The organism is Nocardioides hwasunensis, assembly GCF_014779665.1.
GTDB lineage: Bacteria > Actinomycetota > Actinomycetes > Propionibacteriales > Nocardioidaceae > Nocardioides > Nocardioides hwasunensis.
The window spans coordinates 154,868-172,606 of record NZ_JACXYY010000008.1 but is presented as its reverse complement, the minus strand read 5'-3'; the positions used below and the strand labels follow the sequence as shown (position 1 = coordinate 172,606).

General features: G+C 68.8%; 13 protein-coding genes. 12 read left to right on the top strand and 1 reads right to left on the bottom strand.

Features of this window, described 5'->3' with window-relative positions; genetic code table 11:
• The first annotated feature begins 67 nt into the window (after nucleotides 1-67).
• Complete coding sequence (locus IEZ25_RS18710; protein WP_191200984.1) at nucleotides 68-2,257, top strand: HelD family protein; 2,190 nt, start codon at nucleotides 68-70, stop codon at nucleotides 2,255-2,257.
• Between the two features lie 70 nt (nucleotides 2,258-2,327).
• A complete protein-coding gene (locus tag IEZ25_RS18705; RefSeq protein WP_191200983.1) occupies nucleotides 2,328-4,286 on the top strand; it encodes a glycosyltransferase family 2 protein in 1,959 nt (652 codons plus the stop codon).
• Here the strand turns inward: IEZ25_RS18705 and IEZ25_RS18700 are convergent.
• Nucleotides 4,258-5,490, bottom strand: a complete 1,233-nt coding sequence (locus IEZ25_RS18700) for an O-antigen ligase family protein (RefSeq protein WP_191200982.1) — start codon at nucleotides 5,488-5,490, stop codon at nucleotides 4,258-4,260. The genes IEZ25_RS18705 and IEZ25_RS18700 overlap by 29 nt on opposite strands.
• A 309-nt stretch (nucleotides 5,491-5,799) precedes the next feature.
• Here IEZ25_RS18700 and IEZ25_RS18695 point away from each other — a divergent pair, with 309 nt between their 5' ends.
• From IEZ25_RS18695 to IEZ25_RS22380, 10 genes are all read left to right on the top strand, one after another.
• A complete protein-coding gene (locus tag IEZ25_RS18695; protein WP_191200981.1) occupies nucleotides 5,800-6,624 on the top strand; it encodes a LamG domain-containing protein in 825 nt (274 codons plus the stop codon).
• Nucleotides 6,625-6,692: 68 nt separating this feature from the next.
• Complete coding sequence (locus IEZ25_RS18690; protein WP_224749279.1) at nucleotides 6,693-7,769, top strand: NAD-dependent epimerase/dehydratase family protein; 1,077 nt, start codon at nucleotides 6,693-6,695, stop codon at nucleotides 7,767-7,769.
• 124 nt (nucleotides 7,770-7,893) lie between these two features.
• Nucleotides 7,894-8,865: an MraY family glycosyltransferase gene (locus IEZ25_RS18685; protein ID WP_191200979.1), complete on the top strand. Its 972-nt coding sequence runs from the start codon at nucleotides 7,894-7,896 to the stop codon at nucleotides 8,863-8,865.
• On the top strand, nucleotides 8,862-10,088 hold the full coding sequence (locus tag IEZ25_RS22385) for a glycosyltransferase family 4 protein (protein WP_191200978.1): 1,227 nt from the start codon (nucleotides 8,862-8,864) through the stop codon (nucleotides 10,086-10,088). Before IEZ25_RS18685 ends, IEZ25_RS22385 begins: the two co-directional genes overlap by 4 nt.
• On the top strand, nucleotides 10,076-11,023 hold the full coding sequence (locus tag IEZ25_RS18675; protein WP_191200977.1) for an NAD-dependent epimerase/dehydratase family protein: 948 nt from the start codon (nucleotides 10,076-10,078) through the stop codon (nucleotides 11,021-11,023). Before IEZ25_RS22385 ends, IEZ25_RS18675 begins: the two co-directional genes overlap by 13 nt.
• 243 nt (nucleotides 11,024-11,266) lie before the next feature.
• Entirely contained in the window at nucleotides 11,267-13,012 is a 1,746-nt protein-coding gene (locus IEZ25_RS18670) for a polysaccharide biosynthesis protein (RefSeq protein WP_191200976.1), read from the top strand.
• Nucleotides 13,013-13,188: 176 nt separating this feature from the next.
• Complete coding sequence (locus tag IEZ25_RS18665; RefSeq protein ID WP_224749278.1) at nucleotides 13,189-14,238, top strand: polysaccharide biosynthesis protein; 1,050 nt, start codon at nucleotides 13,189-13,191, stop codon at nucleotides 14,236-14,238.
• Complete coding sequence (locus tag IEZ25_RS18660) at nucleotides 14,235-15,350, top strand: polysaccharide biosynthesis C-terminal domain-containing protein (protein WP_191200975.1); 1,116 nt, start codon at nucleotides 14,235-14,237, stop codon at nucleotides 15,348-15,350. The genes IEZ25_RS18665 and IEZ25_RS18660 overlap by 4 nt, the downstream gene beginning before the upstream one ends.
• A complete protein-coding gene (wecB, locus tag IEZ25_RS18655; RefSeq protein ID WP_191200974.1) occupies nucleotides 15,347-16,459 on the top strand; it encodes a non-hydrolyzing UDP-N-acetylglucosamine 2-epimerase in 1,113 nt (370 codons plus the stop codon). The genes IEZ25_RS18660 and wecB overlap by 4 nt, the downstream gene beginning before the upstream one ends.
• Nucleotides 16,456-17,694: a glycosyltransferase gene (locus tag IEZ25_RS22380; RefSeq protein WP_191200973.1), complete on the top strand. Its 1,239-nt coding sequence runs from the start codon at nucleotides 16,456-16,458 to the stop codon at nucleotides 17,692-17,694. The genes wecB and IEZ25_RS22380 overlap by 4 nt, the downstream gene beginning before the upstream one ends.
• The last annotated feature ends 45 nt before the right edge of the window (nucleotides 17,695-17,739 follow it).

The following is a 17,739-nucleotide window of genomic DNA, read 5'->3' as shown; positions in this document are numbered from 1 at the left end:
GCCGGTACGATTGATGACTCTGTCCATCGGGAGTGGGCAGTGGTCAGCGGGGGGACGAGGAGCAGCAGTGAGCGAGGAGCTCGAGGCGCGCGAGATCGCCGCCGAGCAGGCGTACGTCGACGAGGTCTACGTGCAGCTCGAGGCGTCCATGGTCAATGCCCAGGCGCTCGCCGCGGAGGGGCGCAACCGGGGCAGGCTGGAGCACGAGGGCGGCCTCGTCGAGCGCGACGCGATGGTCTTCCAGGCCGCCAAGCGCATCGCCCAGCTCGACGCCGCTCACGAGGGCCTGGTCTTCGGTCGCCTCGACCTCGACCCCGCGATCGACGCGCTGCCGCGCTACATCGGGCGCATCGGCGTCCGCAACGCCGAGCGCGACGTGCTGCTGATCGACTGGCGAGCGCCGGCCGCCGGCGTGTTCTACCAGGCCACCGCCGCCACCCCGTCCGGTGTCGTACGCCGCCGGGTCCTCCGCTCGCTGCACCGCACCGTCATCGGCGTCGAGGACGAGCTGCTCGACCAGGAGGCGCTCGACCGTGGGGGGGCCGACCTCCCGATCGTCGGCGAGGGCGCGCTCATGGCGCAGCTGTCCCGCGCTCGCGACCGGTCCATGCACTCGATCGTGGCCACCATCCAGGCCGAGCAGGACCAGGCGATCCGCGCACCCGGCAAGGGCGTCGTGTCGATCTCGGGAGGTCCCGGCACCGGCAAGACCGTCGTGGCGCTGCACCGCGCGGCCTTCCTCCTCTACTCCGACCGCCGGCGCTACGAGGGCGGCGGCGTGCTCGTGGTCGGCCCGAGCGGCGTCTTCATGCGCTACATCGAGCGGGTGCTGCCGAGCCTCGGCGAGACCGCCGTCGCGCTCCGTTCGCTCGGTGAGGTGGTCGGCGGCGTCCGTGCGACCCGCCACGACGAGCCGGCGGTCGCCGACGTCAAGGGCGCCACCAAGATGGCTGAGCTGCTGCGGCGCACCGCGCGCCAGCACGCGCCCGGTGCCCCCACCAGCTTCCGCATCTACTGGCGCGACGAGACCATCGTGCTCGACCCCGGCCTGCTCGGCCGGCTGCGCCGCCAGCTCATGTCGCAGGGCCGCCGCAACCGGCAGCTGCCGCGCGTGGCGAAGACGCTGCTCGACGCGATGTGGCGACAGGTCACCGGTGAGCGCGGTCGCGAGCGGGGCCGCGAGGCCTTCGACGACGACATGCTCGGCCACGCCGGCTTCGTGGAGTTCGCCTCGGCCTGGTGGCCGCCCCTCGACGCGTCGACCGTCTTCGGCTGGCTGCGCGAGCCCGAGTTCCTGTCCCGCGTCGGCGAGGGCGTGGTGACCCGCGAGGAGCAGCTGCTGCTCCTGAAGTCGTGGGGTGACGGCGACCTGACCATCGAGGACGTGCCGCTCCTCGACGAGCTGCGCTACGCCATCGGCGACGTCCCCCAGCGCACCGACGACGAGCGCGACCTCGACGAGACCGGCCTGCTCGAGGGCGGGGTCGACCTCCAGGAGCTGACCACCATCTCCGAGCGCGAGTACGCCCCCGGCGGCCTCGCCTGGTCGGCTCCGACGCACCGCATCGAGGACGACGGCTACGCCCACGTCCTCATCGACGAGGCGCAGGACCTCACACCCATGCAGTGGCGGATGGTCGGGCGTCGCGGTCGCGCCGCGAGCTGGACGATCGTCGGCGACCCGGCGCAGTCGTCGTGGCCCGACGCCCCGGAGGCGGCCACCGCTCGCGCGGAGGCGCTGGAGGGCAAGGAGCTCCACGAGTTCCACCTCTCCACCAACTACCGCAACTCCGCCGAGATCTACGCCTTCGCCGCCGACTACGCCCGGCGCGTGGGCCTCGACGCCGACCTGCCCGACGCCGTACGCCGCACCGGCGAGGAGCCGCGGGTCGTCGGGCCCGTCGACGACCTCGAGGCCGCGGTCCGCGAGGCCGTGGCCACGACCTCCGACCGCGTCGAGGGCACCGTCGGCATCGTCGTGCCCGTCGCCCGCCGGTCCGAGGTCAACGCCTGGCTGGCGTCGTGGCCCGAGCTCGCCGACGACGCCTCCGGTGCACGCGCTGCGGTCGACTCGAGCGTGACGCCGAGCGGCGAGGACCGCATAGTGGTGCTCACCGGCCTCGACACCAAGGGCCTGGAGTTCGACGGCATCGTGGTGGTCGCGCCGCAGGAGATCGAGGACGAGTCGGCCACCGGCCGCGCGACGCTCTACGTCGTGCTCACCCGCGCGACGCAGTTGCTCACGACCGTCGGCTGACGGCGGGGCGGCAGCGCCCGGCGCCAGCCCCTTAGGGTGGCGACGTTCCCGTCGTCCGGAGGTGTCGAGCGTGCCCAGCCCAGTGCCGCCCGTAGTGCTGTTCCTGCTGCATCGAGACGGCCTGTCGCGGGAGCGTCAGACCGCAGCATGGCGCGAGGCGCTGGCGCAGGACGCGGTGGTCGCCGACGTGCAGCACGTCTGGGCCGGCGAGGGGCCCGTCCCGGCGGGGATGGACCTCGGCTCGCTCACCGCCGCCACGGCCGTCCTGGACCTGTCGGACGACACGGTCGCCCTCGTCGCGGAGGCGGTCGCGGTGCCCGGCCCGCACGTCGTACGACGCCTCGTCGACACGCTGCTCGAGGCTCCGGGCCGGCTCGTCGACGCCCGCGTGCTCCCGGTGGAGCTGACGCGGACGGACGGGCGCCCGCGCGGATACGGGCTGGCGGACGGGGCCGACCCGACGGCCGAGGTGCTCGAGGAGTCCCGGCACGCCTGGGACGCTCCGACGTCGGAGCAGGACCCGATCGCGCGGGCGACCGGAGCCTGCTGCGCCCTGCGCGCCGGCGACCTCGCGGCGCTCGGAGAGGCGTTCCTCGCGCCGGCCCCGGAGCGTGGGTCCCGACTGCGGGCCGCCGCGGAGGCGGGTGACGTCCCGCTCGTCGTCGCGACGACGGCTGCGGTGAGTCTCCCGGTCCGCCTGGGCTGGGACGTCGCGGTCGACGGCCTGGTGACGGCCCTGCCCGACCGGGTCGTGCCGTGGGCGCCCTCGACCCACCCGGCCGAGCTCCCGGCGACCTCGCTGGGCGCGCTGGCGGGGCAGCTCCGACTGCGCCCGGCGGAGCCCGCCCACGACGACGTGGACCCCGATGCGCCGTTCCTGAGCATCGTGACCCGCACGCAGGGGCGACGACTGTCGTGCCTCGAGGACGTGCTGACCTGCCTCGCGGGCCAGAGCGACCGCGACTTCGAGCTCCTGGTGGTGTGCCACCGGACGACCCCGGACGAGCTGGCGGCGGTGGAAGGCGTCCTCGCCTCCGCGCCCGACTGGCTGCGCGACGCGGTGCGCGTCCTGCCGGTCGAGAGGCCGGGCCGGGCGGCGCCGCTCAACGACGGGTTCGCGGCCGCGCGAGGGCGTTACGTCGTCGCGCTCGACGACGACGACACCGTGCTGGCGCACTACGTCGCGACCTTCAAGGCCGCCGCCGCCGAGCACGAGGGACGACTCCTGCGTGCGGTCGCCGTGCGCCAGGACGTGGTCCCGCGCGACGACGCCGGCGACGTGCTCCCGATCTCGGTCGGCGACCCCTACCGCGAGTGGCCGCTCGACTTCAGCCTGGTCGACCACCTCTCCGACAACTACAGCCCGATCATGTCGGTCGCGTTCCCCCGCGGAGCCGTGCACGGGCTAGGACTGCGCTTCGACGAGACGCTCCAGGCCAACGAGGACTGGGAGTACGTCGTGCGCTGTGCCGCCGTGCTCGGGGTCGTCTCCGTCCGTGAGATCACCAGCGTCTACCGCTGGTGGCTGCACACCGCCTCCTCGCGCGAGGCGCACACCGCGGACGAGTGGGACGAGGCCCGCTCGCGCATCCAGTCCGCCGTCACCGGGTCCGTCCTGCTCCTGCAGCCCGAGGAGACCCGCCGCATCGTCGCGACCCTGCAGAGGAGCCGGCGCGACCTGGCGTCGGCGCACGAGCTGGCGGAGGCGACGGCCGCGGCACAGCACGCGACCAACGTCGAGATGGAGACCGTCGCCAGGGCCCATGACGAGGCCGTCGCCGGGCGGGACCTGATGGTAGGCCGGTTGGCGGACGTCGAGGCGGAGCTGTCCGCGACGCGGGCCGAGCTGGACCGCCGCGCGCACCAGCTGCGTCGGCTCGAGCTGGTCCAGGAGGTCCAGCAGCGCATCGACGACGGGACCCTCGAGCGCCCGGAGAAGCCGCTGACCGACATGACGCTCGCGAGGCTGACGCGGCTCGCGGAGGCGCCCGTCGTGCTCGTCAGGCGGTCGCGGCTCGGTCGTCGGTGACCTGGGCGCCGGCCACGTGCGACCCGTTGTGGCGAGCGGGGGACACCGAGTCGCTCACCGAGAGCATCGAGAGGACGAACCACCCGAGTGGGATGGTCACCATGGGCTCCGTCACTCCGCAGAGGGCCAACCCCAGCACGCCGAGGATCGACAGGCGGGCGGCCGCCCAGTGGTCGTCGAGGGCCGCTGAGTCTGCGCGCGTCTGGGTTCGGGACCACCCGCGGTAGAGCACCGTGAGGTGCGCCACGACCACCAGCAGCACTCCCAGGAGCCCCAGCTCGGGGAGAACGTCGAACAGCGAGTTGTGGCCGTGTGCGAACAGGTCGCCCAGCTCGGTGTAGATGACGTCGAGCATGTGGTTGGGTGCTGCGGGCGCCCAAGGGTGAGGCCAGACGGTGCCCCAGCCCTGCCCGAGCCACCGGTCGCCAGCCGATGCTCTCCAGACTGTCCCCCAGAGATCGGTGCGGCCGGACAAGGTCGACGAGTCCCGGCCGAGCAGGGCCCCGAGGGCGGGCCAGCCCGCGACACCGGCGACGACCGCCAGTGCTGCGGCCAGCGACACGTAGCGACGCCCTCGTCGAGTGACGGCGCCGCGCCAGCGTCGCAGGGCCGACAGCGCGCCCGCACCGACCAGCAGGATCCCGGTGGCCACGAAGCCGGTGCCGGACTGGGAGAGGAAGAGGCCGACCGAGATGGACGCCAGCATGACGGCCCAGACCGCGCGGGCCCACCACTGACGCGGCACCGCTGCGATGGCTGCTGCGAACGAGAGGACCAGCGTGTACGACAGGATGTTGCGGTTGGTCCCCACGCCGGCGAGGTAACCGTCCGCCCCAGGTGGGACCAGAACGAGCGGGTTGTCCTTGACATAGGCGTAGATCGAGGCCGCAACCACGATCGCCCCACCTGCTGCCATGCCGAACGCGATCGTCCGGGGAGGGGCACAGGCCGCGCAGGCGAATCCGAGCACCGCGATCTTGAGGTAGAACTCGAAGACGCCCCACGACTGTGAGGGGCTGATGGACCACAGGCTGGACGCCGCCATCGTCAGCAGCAACAGGAGAATGGCCCACGGCACCCGCGGCAGACGGAGCGAGGACCGCGTGATCAGCATGGCGGCCACGATGACCAGCCCGGCACGCTCGAAGGAGATGCCGAAGTTGGGCTGCAGCGCCAACGGGTTGGAGAGGAAGAAGAACGCCAAGCCGACGGTGACGACCCATACGGTGCTGCGCCAGCTGCCAGCCGGAGAGCCTGTCCGCCACTGGCGCAGAGGGGCGGCCAACACCGAGGTCACCTGCGCGGTCGTGGATCCCACAGCAGCTCCTCTCCTCTCCTGTCAGTGGCTGGCGCGTGCGCGGCGCAGGGGCGCGCCCATCCAACACCATCGCACCGCGAGATCGAGCGCCGACCTTCTGCCGGCGAGGGGCTGTCCCGATGGATTCGTTGTTGCGCCTGTTCCGTAGCATCGTCGCGCACGTCTCGGAGACGTCAGCTCACAGGTGGGAGGGCCATGTCACTGGTCGTGCGCGCACTCGCCGCGCTCGCGCTGGGCCTGCTCGCGCAGGCCATGGCCCCCGCGGCGCCGGTATCGGCTGCCTTGCCCGCGGGTGACCACAAGGGATCGGGTCCGGCGCCCGGCTGGGGCTGGGAGACCGTCTTCCTCGACGGGTTCGACGGCGCGGCCGGCACCGCCCCGGAGCAGTGGAACACGATGCTCGGGATGAACGGAGCCACCCAGAACGGGTCGGGTCAGCTCGACGTCGGTCAGGCCGCACAGATCCGCACGAACGTCGGCTGGTCGCTCCCGCCCGGCACGCAGGTGCGCGTCACGGCCAGCCTCCTCATGCCCGACACGAGCGCCAACTACGCCGCCTTCTGGGTGCAGCACCCCAACGGCGACGATCCGCGTGAGCTCGACGTGATCGAGAGCTACGGGCCGTTCAAGTCGACGGGGGCCCAGCTCGGGTCGCACATCTGCTACGACGACACCCCGGAGACCGCGGTCAACGCCTGCGTCGCCACTGGCAGGGGTCCCGAGCTCTGGCCGGTGACGCACGCCTTCCCTGCCGGAGCCGAGCCGTGGAACGCCTACTGGGCCTATTCCGGCGAGTTCACCATCGGCGGCGACAGCGTGCTCTTCTCGGCGAGCGATGCCGAGGGCAACCGGATCTACGAGAGCGGCCTGCTCCCCGACGTGCGGCGCGTCCCGAGCAACACGGTCCCGTTCCACCTGCGCCTGTCCAACAAGGACGTCCTTCCCGAGAACGTCGTGCTGGGCGGCGTACGCCGCGACATGCTCGTCGACTGGGTGCGGGTGGACGTGAAGTACCCGTAGCCGACTCTCCGGTCAGCGGTCCTCGGTTCGACGGCGGTGAGGCAGCGCCGACACCTAGGGTGAGCCTCATGTCTTCCTCGCAGCGCGCCGGCGGCCGTGTCCTCGTCACGGGTGGCGCCGGCTTCATCGGTACGACGCTCGCGCGCGAGCTCGCGGACTCAGCGGAGCAGTGGGTCGTGCTCGACAACCTGCACCCCCAGGTCCACCCGGGATCACAGGCGCCGGCCGACCTGCCCGACTCGGTCGACCTGCGCGTGGGCGACGTCACGAGCGCTGACGACCTGGACGCGACCGTGGCCGACCTGCGTCCCGACACCGTGGTGCACCTGGCGGCCGAGACCGGCACCGCGCAGTCGCTGTCGGAGAGCACCCGCCACGGCATGGTCAACGTCGTCGGCACCACCCAGCTGCTCGACTCCCTGACCCGCGCCGGCCACGTGCCCAGCCACTTCGTGCTGACCAGCTCGCGCGCGGTCTACGGCGAGGGTGTGTGGCGCAACGTCGACGGGTCGACCTTCCAGCCGGGCCTGCGCACCCACGCCCAGCTCGAGGCGGGCACGTGGGACCACGGTGACGGCGCCGCCCACGTGCCCAACACCGTCGACGGCACCCACCCGAGCCCGATCAACGTCTACGGCGCGACCAAGCTCGCCCAGGAGCAGATCCTCTCCGCTTGGACGGGCTCCCATGACACCCGCCTCTCGATCCTGCGCCTGCAGAACGTCTACGGCCCGCGCCAGTCGCTCTCCAACCCCTACACCGGCATCGTCTCCCTCTTCTCGCGCCTGGCCCGCGACGGGCAGTCGATCCCGCTCTACGAGGACGGCGAGATCACCCGCGACTTCGTCCACATCGACGACGTGGTCAGCGCGCTGGTCGCCGCGATCGCCCACAAGCCGGCCGACCACGTCCGCACGGTCGACGTCGGCAGCGGCGTGCGGACCACGATCGGCGACCTGGCCCGCGAGATCGCGGCCTACCACTCGGCTCCTGACCCGCACGTGACCGGTCAGTACCGCGACGGCGACGTCCGGCACGCCTCGTGCGACGTCGAGGTCACCCTGCGCACGCTCGACTGGAAGCCGCGAGTGAGCCTCCGCGAGGGGGTCGCCGGGCTGCAGGAGTGGATCGCGACACAGCTGTGATGCGGAGGGGCTGCGATTCGTCGCCCACCACGTCCCTGGATATCCTTCGGGCTGCTGCCGCCTGGGTAACGGAGCTGGTTTGATGGTCGTGCTGGGAGTCTCTCTCGTCTGTGCAGCTGCATCCGTGGGCGTCCTGATCCCTGGCCTTCGCAAGTGGCAGATCATCGACGTCCCGAACGCGCGCTCATCGCACAGTGCGCCGGTACCTCGTGGCGGCGGCATCGGCATCCTGGTAGGAGTTCTCGCCGGTGTCCTGGCGTCGCAACTAGCTGTCGGCGGTCATCTCGAGAACGAGGTCGACAAGCCCGTCCTAGCGTGGTTGCCGCTGCTCGTCGCCTTGGCGATGGCCGCACTGGGCCTGATGGACGACATGTCGTCTCTGCCCGGGAGCGTGCGCCTCGCAGTTCAAGCGGTGGTGTTCGGCCTCGCAAGCTGGGGGCTGGCTGCTTCAACGTCAGACATGGACGTCTCCTCCTGGCTCTTCGTCCCCTTGGCTGCCTTCGTCGGCGTGGGCTTCGTCAACGCATTCAATTTCATGGACGGCGTGAACGGGATCTCTTCGCTGAACGCAATCGTCGCGGGCACGTGGTTTGCCTGGCTGGGGGCCTACCAAGACGTCGACGGGCTGGTGGTGCCGGGCTTGGCACTCGCGGGAGCCTCGCTGGGATTCTTGCCCTGGAATGCTCCGCGAGCCCGAATCTTCCTAGGGGACGTCGGCAGCTACGCCATAGGTGCCTTGATCATCATGATGAGCGTCGTCAGCTGGGTCCAAGGCGTGCCGATCGCGCTCTGCGTGGCACCGCTCGTCATCTATGTCGTTGACACCGGCTGGGCCATCACGAAGCGCGCGATGGGAGGTCGGGCGCTGATGGACGCTCACCGTGAGCATGTGTATCAACGGCTCGTCGACAGTGGGTGGTCGCACTTGGGCGCCAGTCTGACGACAGCCGCTGCCTCCGTTGCATGCGTGACGGTGGCCGTTGTTCTTCAGCGCTACTCGTCCCTTGTCGCGCTGACGGCTATGGCTGTGGTGGCCGCGCTCTACTTGTCCCTGCCCCACCTGCACTCCGACCGAGATGGCGTGACCCGATCGTGAAGATTGCCTTCATCAGCCAGTGGTTCGATCCCGAAACCGGGTCGGCAGCAATTCCCGGCGCCATTGCTCGCGCCCTGCAGGACCAGGGGCACGACATGACCGTGGTCACGGGCTACCCGAACTACCCGACCGGCGAGCTCTACGGCGGCTATCGGATGAAGCTGCTGCAGCGGGAGGACCTTCGAGGTCTTCGCGTTCTCAGAGTCCCTCTCTACCCCTCGCACGACTCCTCGGCGGTACATCGGGCTCTGAACTTCCTGTCCTTCATGTTCAGTGCGTCGTCGTTGGGTGCCCTGATCGCTCGCCGCTCCGAGGTGGCGCTCGTCTACTCCACTCCTGCCACGATCGGCCTCGCCGGATGGGTCCTGCGGCGTCTCCTGCGCACACCATTCGTGCTGTTCATCCAGGATCTCTGGCCCGACACCGTGACCGCGACGGGGATGGTTCCTGCGCGGATCACCCGACCCGTCGAGCACGTCCTCGGCGCCTTCTGCCAGCGCATCTACGCCGCAGCCTCGGTCATCCTCGTCATCTCACCCGGGATGAAGGAGCTCTTGGTGGAGCGCGGGGTGCCGGAGACCAAGATCAGGGTCGTCTACAACTGGATCGATGAAGACATGTTCAGGCCCGTCGAACCTGTGGAGGTCGGGTCCGACACGTTCGACGTCATGTACGCCGGCAACCTCGGCGACGTTCAGGGACTGGAGACCGCGGTTCGCGCGATCGCCCGCCTCGACGACTTGCCACACGTTCGTCTGCGGCTCGTGGGGGACGGCGTCGCCAGGGGGAAGCTCGCAGACCTCGCTGCGCAGCTCGGTGTGGCTGAGCGTGTCGTCTTCGAGGGCACTCGGCCTGTGGAAGAGATGTCGACGACGATGGCAAGTGCGCACATTCAGCTCGTCTGCCTGAAGGACATCCCACTGTTCCGGGTCACGATGCCCAGCAAGATCCAGGGCATCCTCGCCTCAGGTCAGCCGATGATCGTCTGTGCCCCTGGTGACGCAGCCGCACTGGCTGAGCGATCCGGTGCTGGAGTGACGACCAAGGCGGGCGATGTTGGTGCGCTCGCAGCTGCCATCCGGCACTGCTCCCTGATGCCGAGCGAGAAGCTCCGAGCCATGGGACGACGGGGCCACCTGTTCTATGAACGCGAGCTGTCCGCCAAGGTAGGGGTCATGGCCATGGAGCAAGCGCTGGAAGAGGCGGCGAGATGGAGAGCATGATGAAACGCCGGTCTGTTGCGCTGCTCGGTGGGTCCGGCTTCGTCGGCAGCGCGGTGGCGGAGGTGCTCGACACACGGGACTGCGATGTGGTCCGTGTGGTCGCGCCCAGACTCACGACGAAGGCGCGCTCGATCGTCGAGCTGACGGCGGAGATCGATCGAGTGAGCGAAGCCGTAGCCAAGCTGGCGGACGAGCTCCGCGGCTGTGATGTCGTCGTGAATGCCGCCGGCGACCCGGATGCCTCGTCGTTGGAGGCCGACTCGCTGTTCGGTGCCAACGCGCTGCTTCCCTACGTCGTCCTCACGGCCGCGCGCGAGGCTGGGGTGTCGCGCTTCGTCCACGTCTCCTCGGCGGTGGTTCAGAACGACCGTGAGGTGCTGGACGAGTCCGAGTCGATGGACCCGTTCTCTACCTACTCGGCGTCGAAAGTCGCGGGAGAGCGGGTCATCGCCAGTGGCCTCGGCACGACTCCAGCAGTCGTGCGATACCGTCCGCCCTCGGTGCACGCGCCGGGTCGCCGGGTGACGCGGATGATCGGGCGGATCGCGAGCTCACCTCTCTCTTCTGTGGCGCGCCCGGGTAGCCAAGCGACTCCACAGGCTTTGCTGGTGAACGTCGCCGATGCGATCAGCTATCTCGCACTAGCTGAGCACGCTCCTCCTCCAGTTGTCATCCATCCCTGGGAAGGCGTGACTGCTGGCGGTCTGATGGAGTGGTTGGGCGGAGGGCGTTCTCCGAAGGTCATCCCCGCGGTCGTGGCTCGAACCCTTGTGCGCCTCGCCAAGACGGTGGGTCGAATCCACCGGCCGACCGCAGCGAACGCGCGCCGGCTGGAGCTCCTCTGGTTAGGGCAGCGACAGGCCAGCAGCTGGCTCACGCAGGACGGATGGCGGCCGCCCGTCGGTCACGACGGGTGGCAGGACCTGGCTGGCTGACAAGGGCTTTCGCTGCGGGTCCCCGCCCGCCTCTGAAGGTGTCCCGTGCAGCAGGAGCGTCGCAGTAGTCGGGTGGCTTGGCCTTCGACCCGCGCATCGCTCGAACCGACGCGACAAACCCGATCGCGGGCGCGTCCGGCCCAACAGACTCGGCGAACCGCCCCCACGCAAGCCGCCAATCAGGCCCCTCGAGCCGAGGGCGTTAACATTGCTGAGGTCTTTTGCTGAGTGACGGGGTTCGGGATGTTGTCCAACGGTTATTTGCGACGGGGTGCGCTGGCGACCTGGGACATCGCCTGTTGGACCCTGGGCGCCGCGTTCGTGATCGGTTTTCGCTACTCCTTCCGGATCTCCGAGGTGCAGTGGGAAGCCGCCCTCAGATACTTGGTCATCTCGTGGTTCCTGCTCTTGGCCGTCGGCATGCTGACGAAGTTCTACCGGGGAAGATTCCTGGTCGGCTCGTTCGACGAAGCCCTCGGTCTCGCGCTGCATTTCCTCGGTGTTGCCGCGATCACCACCATTACAACTCCACTGATCAATGACGCGCTGCCGCGAAGCCTCCCTGTGCTGGCGCCCCCCGCCGCTCTGGTCGGCGCCGCCGCAGGTCGATGGTTCTACCGAGCGTTGCGTGACCGTGACATCGAGGCACGTCGTGGTTCAGGCCGTCCGGTCCTCGTCTACGGTGCTGGTGATGCTGGCCGCCAAGTTCTTCGCTTGACCCGCTCGGACCGAACCTTGGGGCTGACCGTGGTCGGCTTCATCGACGACAACCCGGGCAAACGTCATCTACGGATCCACGGTGTGCCCGTCGTCGGAACCGGACGTTCCCTGACCGAGGTAGCAGACGCGATGGCCGTTGCTACCGTCGTCCTGGCAGTGCCCCGAGCCTCCGGCAAACTCATCGACAGAGTCCAGCGCGAGGCGTCAGACGCGGGCCTCGAGCTGTTGATCCTCCCGAGGTTGAGCGACCTCACCGGAGGCCACGTGAAGCCGAACGACATCCGACGGGTGGAGATCGGCGATGTCCTCGGAAGACGTCCGGTCGAGACTGACATCTCCTCGATCGCGCGCTACCTGAGTGGCAAGCGCGTGCTGATCACGGGCGCTGGTGGGTCGATCGGGTCCGAGCTGGCACGCCAGGTCCATCGCTTCGGGCCGTCCTCGTTGACCTTGCTCGATCGGGATGAGTCGGCCTTGCACGCCGTCCAGCTCGCCATCTACGGACATGGCCTCCTCGACTCGCCCGAGACGGTGCTGGCCGACATCCGCGACCGGGCGAGCCTGCTCTCCATATTCGCCGATGTGCGGCCCGACATCGTCTTCCACGCCGCTGCCCTCAAGCATCTCCCGATGCTCGAGCGGTTCCCAGCGGAGGGATGGAAGACCAATGTGCTGGGGACCCTCAACCTGCTCGAGCTGTCTGCGCAGTTCGGAGTCGAACGCTTCGTCAACATCTCGACGGACAAGGCAGCTGACGCCACCAGCGTGCTGGGTTCCACCAAGCGACTGGCCGAGCAACTGACAGCATGGCAATCACGCGCCACCGGTCTGCCCTACATGTCTGTCCGATTCGGGAACGTGTTGGGTTCGCGTGGCTCGATGCTGCACACCTTCAACGCTCAGATCGCCGCTGGCGGCCCGATCACCGTCACCCACCCTGATGTGACTCGATACTTCATGACCATCCCTGAGGCGTGCCAGCTGGTGGTCCAAGCTGGCGCGATGGGTGGCTCTGGTGAGGTGTTGGTCCTGGAGATGGGTGAGCCGGTCCGCATCCTCGATGTCGCGAAGCGCATGATCTCGCTCTCAGGCGCGTCCGGCATTGACATCGTCTTCAGCGGTCTTCGATCGGGAGAAAAGCTTCACGAGGTGCTCTTCTCCGACGATGAGTCGGCCTCGTCTACCGGGCACCCCATGATCCGGTCTGTGTCGGTGTCTCCCATCGATCCTGCCGAGCTCACCGACCTTGCGAGGCACGCGGGTGACTAGGTGACCTCAAGCGTGCGTGAGTCGGCGCATGTGTCGCATGACTCGCCGAGCGGGGCACGTCAGCGGCGCTCCGGCGCCCGTTCTCCCCGGACTTGCGCGACGTCGGAGTTCCACGGTCGTGACTCGCGGCATGGGGTCGGCCAACAACAGCTACATCCTTCGGAAAGGCACATACTTTGAGTGACGCACGGGTTCCCTCGACCGACGAGGTTGCGGGCCGGACCATCACGATCACCGGTGGCACGGGCTCGTTCGGCTCGGTGATGGCTCGACACCTCCTCGATGACGGTGCGGCCCGGATCAACATCTTCAGCCGCGACGAGGCCAAGCAGGACCTGATGCGTCGCGCGTTCAACGACGAGCGCGTCCGGTTCTTCATCGGCGACGTCCGCGACGTCGACAGCGTGCGCACAGCCGTCCTCGACGCCGACTTCGTCTTCCACGCCGCCGCGCTCAAGCAAGTCCCGTCGTGCGAGTTCTTTCCCCAGCAGGCGGTGAAGACCAATGTCGTGGGCAGCCACAACGTCATCGAGGCGAGCGCCGCTGCTGGCGTCCGCTCGGTCGTGCTGCTCAGCACCGACAAAGCGGTCTACCCGGTCAACGCGATGGGCATGTCCAAGGCGCTCATGGAGAAGACCGCCCAAGCCTTCGCCCGCAACCACCCCGACTCGGACATGACCGTGTCGGTCACGCGCTACGGCAACGTCATGTACTCCCGCGGCTCGGTGATCCCTGCCTTCATCTCCCTCCTCAAGGAGGGCAAGCCACTGACGATCACCGATCCACGGATGACGCGCTTCCTCATGTCGCTCGCCGACTCCGTCGACCTCGTCAAGCACGCGTTCGTGCATGCCCAGCCCGGCGACCTCTTCGTCCGCAAGGCGGCATCCACCACCGTGTCGACGCTCGCCACCGCTGTCGGCCGGCTGTTCGGTCAGGACGAGCCCGAGGTGCACCACATCGGCACCCGCCACGGCGAGAAGCTGCACGAGACGCTCCTGACCCGCGAGGAGATCGCCAAGGCCACCGACCAGGGCGACTACTTCCGCGTGCCGCTCGACGATCGCGGCCTGCAGTACGAGAAGTACTTCTCCGAGGGCGAGGAAGACGTCGACACCACCGTCGACTACGCGTCTGACTCGGTGGCACCACTCGATGTGGACGAGACGGTGGCCCTCCTGCGGACCATCCCCGAGATCGCCGCCGACCCGGAGCTGAACACGTGAAGATCCTGCTCACCGGGGCCGAAGGATTCCTGGGCTGGCACCTACGGTGCCGTGTCCACGCCACGACCGACCACGAGGTCGTCCCGGTGGGGCGCGCCGACTGGTCGCGACTCGCCCAGCTGGCCGCCGACGTCGACGCCGTCATCCACGTGGCAGGGGTCAACCGGGCCTCCGACGACGAGCTGGTCCACGTGAACGTCGGGCTCGCCCACGAGCTGTCCGATGCGCTCGCGGAGCGCCGAGGCGTGCCTGTTGTCTTCGCCAACTCGATCCAGGTCGGCAACGGCACGGCCTACGCCGAGGGCAAGGCGCGGGCGGCCGACGTGCTGAGGGAGGCCGCCGTCGCCCGCGAGGCCCGTTTCGTCGACGTGCTGCTCCCGAACCTGTTCGGCGAGCACGGGAGGCCCGGGTACAACTCGTTCGTCGCCACGTTCGTGGACCGGGTCGTCGCGGGCGACACCCCCGAGATCTCGGACCGTCCGATCGAGCTGCTGCACGCGCAGGGAGCGGCTCAGGCCCTCCTCGACGCCTTGGCGCCCGACTCGCCGGACAGCGTCCGTCCGGCTGCGCACCCCACGTCGGTGAAGGCGGTGTGGGACGCGCTCGAGCGGTTCCATGCCACCTACGTGCCGAGCGCGGACGTGCCTGCCATGGAGGACGACTTCGAGCGTGACCTCTTCAACACCTATCGGGCGGCGCTGTTCCCGGCCCACTACCCGTTGGCGCTCGCTCCGCGCAGTGACCAGCGCGGTCGCCTGGTCGAGACGGTCCGCTCGCACGGTCAGGGCGGTCAGACGTTCGTGTCCACCACCGTTCCGGGTGTCACCCGTGGCATCCACTACCACCTCCACAAGATCGAGCGCTTCGTCGTCCTCGACGGAGAGGCAGTCATCCGACTGCGACGGATGTTCCACGACGAGGTCGTCGAGCTGCCGGTCAGTGGCGAGGAACCGGTCGTGGTGGACATGCCGACGATGTGGTCGCACGACATCACCAACATCGGTGACCGGGTGCTGACGACGCTGTTCTGGACCGACTCGCTCTTCGATCCCGAGGCGCCCGACACCATCCACGAGCCAGTAGTCCGCACGGCACCGCAGGAGACCGCATGACCAAGGTGATGACCGTCGTCGGGACCCGTCCAGAGATCATCCGGCTGTCCGAGACCATCAAGCTGCTCGACAGCACGGTTGACCACGTGCTGGTCCACACGGGGCAGAACTACGACCACAACCTCAACGAGATCTTCTTCTCCGAGCTGGGTCTGCGCGCTCCTGATCACTACCTCGACGTCGACACGAGCAGCCTGGGCCGTGTGCTGGGAGAGGTGCTGATCAAGACCGAGGAGGTGCTGCTCGAGGAGCGTCCGGACGCTGTGCTGGTCCTGGGCGACACCAACAGCTGTCTGGCCGCGGTGATGGCCAAGCGGATGCGGATCCCCGTCTACCACATGGAGGCCGGCAACCGCTGCTTCGACGAGAACGTCCCGGAAGAGACCAATCGTCGCCTCGTCGACCACGTCGCCGACTTCAACCTGGTCTACACCGAGCACGCGCGTCGCAACCTGTTGGCCGAGGGTCTGCACCCACGCCGGATCCTCAAGACCGGGTCGCCGATGAAGGAGGTGCTCGCCGCCAACGCTGCAAAGATCGAAGCCTCCGACGCGGTCGAGCGGCTGGGGCTGACCCCGCAGGGCTACGTCCTGGTGAGCGCGCACCGCGAGGAGAACGTCGACAACCCCGATCGGCTGAACCTCCTGCTCGACTGCCTCGAGAGCGTGGTCGCCGACACCGGCATGCCGGTCCTCGTCTCGACCCATCCGCGCACCCGCAAGCGCCTGGACGCGCTCGGCCGGTCGACCGGAGGCATCACGTTCCACGAGCCGCTCGGCTTCATGGACTACAACAAGCTGCAGAAGCAGGCGTACTGCGTGCTGTCCGACTCCGGGACGATCTCCGAGGAGTCGTCGCTGCTCGACTTCCCGGCGGTCACTCTTCGTGACTCCATCGAGCGACCCGAAGCGCTCGACTCCGCCTCGATCCTGATGACGGGCCTCGACTCCACCAACGTCGTCGAGGCCGTGCGATTTGCGGTCTCCGACACGGACCGGGCCTCCCGGGTGCCGGATGACTACCGGATCGGTGACTGCTCCAGGCGTGCGGTGGGGTTCATCCTCTCCACCCACGCGCGCTACGAGAGCTGGCTGGGGATCCGACCGTGACGGAGGTCCTCTACGTCTCGTCAGTGCCGACGGCCGCTCAGTTTCAGTGGATGAAGGACATGCGTCTCCCCGACGCCCAGGAAGTCACGTACGGGATGCCTGAGGCGGGCTTCAAGTTCCACACCCTCATCCAGGATGGCCTGATCCGCAGTGGTGCGAGGGTGACCTCTCTGGTCGGTCGAAGCGCGACGTCTGCGTACTACCGTGCTGGATGGTGGCGGCGTGAGGTGGAGCGTGTCGGTCCCGACCACGTCGTGGACCATCGCGGCTTTCCCAACCGTCGCGTCCTCAAGCAGACCTGGTTGGCCGGGTCCTTGGCAGTGGCCGCGCTCAGGTGGCGGGTGAGGACGCGCCGCTCAGACGAGCGAGTGCTCATCGTCGACGCGGCCTACGTGTCTGCGCTCCCGGGTGTCCTGCTCGCCACCTGGGGCGGGGGCATCTCTCGAGTCGTCATCGTCGCAGACATCTACGGCTTCATGGCTGATGTGTCGGACGCGACGGATCGATCGCCTTTGATCTACCGGGCACTCCGCCGGGTGGTCGCCGCGACCTACCGGGGAGTGGACGGGTTCGTCCTCCTCACCGAGCAGATGAATGAGGTCGTCAACCGCCGCCGTCGCCCGTTTCTGGTCATGGAGGGCCTCGTCGACCACAAGATGACGGCGGCCGACAACGCACTGGGCGGCAAGGTCCGGCATCCGACGGTGCTCTACGCCGGCGCGCTTCGCCGCGAGTACGGCGTCGAGACATTGGTCGAGGGCTTCCGGGAAGTCGAGGATCCCGACGCCCGTCTCGTCATCTACGGCGCGGGCGACTTCGCGCCCGATCTGGTGCTGGCCGCTGCCGAGGATCCCCGCATCGATTTTCGTGGTCCCGCACCGATCGAGACCGTCCTCCGAGCGGAGGAGAGTGCATGGCTGCTGGTCAACCCCCGGCCGGCCGACGCAGAATTCACCAAGTACTCGTTCCCGTCCAAGAACATGGAGTACCTCGCATCAGGGACGCCGGTGCTCACCACACGACTGCCCGGCATGCCGCAGGAGTACTACGACTTCGTGCTCACCATCGACGGGTCCAGCCCCCACGACGTGGCAGCTGCCCTGAGGAGCGCCCTCACCATGACGCCCGAGGAGCTCCACCTGCGAGGCGGTCGGGGCAAGTCGTTCGTGATGGAGCGCAAGAACAACGTTGCGCAGGCACGACGGATCCTCGACTTCGCTGAAAAGTGTCGATAGATGACTGCAAGCAGCGACGGGCACGACAGCACACGCACCCAGGCC

Bases quoted from the DNA above. Each gene is read 5' to 3' on its own strand.
- wecB (WP_191200974.1), top strand. From the start codon at position 15,347: ATGACCAAGGTGATGACCGTCGTCGGGACCCGTCCAGAGATCATCCGG.
- IEZ25_RS18695 (WP_191200981.1), top strand. From the start codon at position 5,800: ATGTCACTGGTCGTGCGCGCACTCGCCGCGCTCGCGCTGGGCCTGCTC.
- IEZ25_RS18690 (WP_224749279.1), top strand. From the start codon at position 6,693: ATGTCTTCCTCGCAGCGCGCCGGCGGCCGTGTCCTCGTCACGGGTGGC.
- IEZ25_RS18675 (WP_191200977.1), top strand. From the start codon at position 10,076: ATGGAGAGCATGATGAAACGCCGGTCTGTTGCGCTGCTCGGTGGGTCC.
- IEZ25_RS18670 (WP_191200976.1), top strand. From the start codon at position 11,267: ATGTTGTCCAACGGTTATTTGCGACGGGGTGCGCTGGCGACCTGGGAC.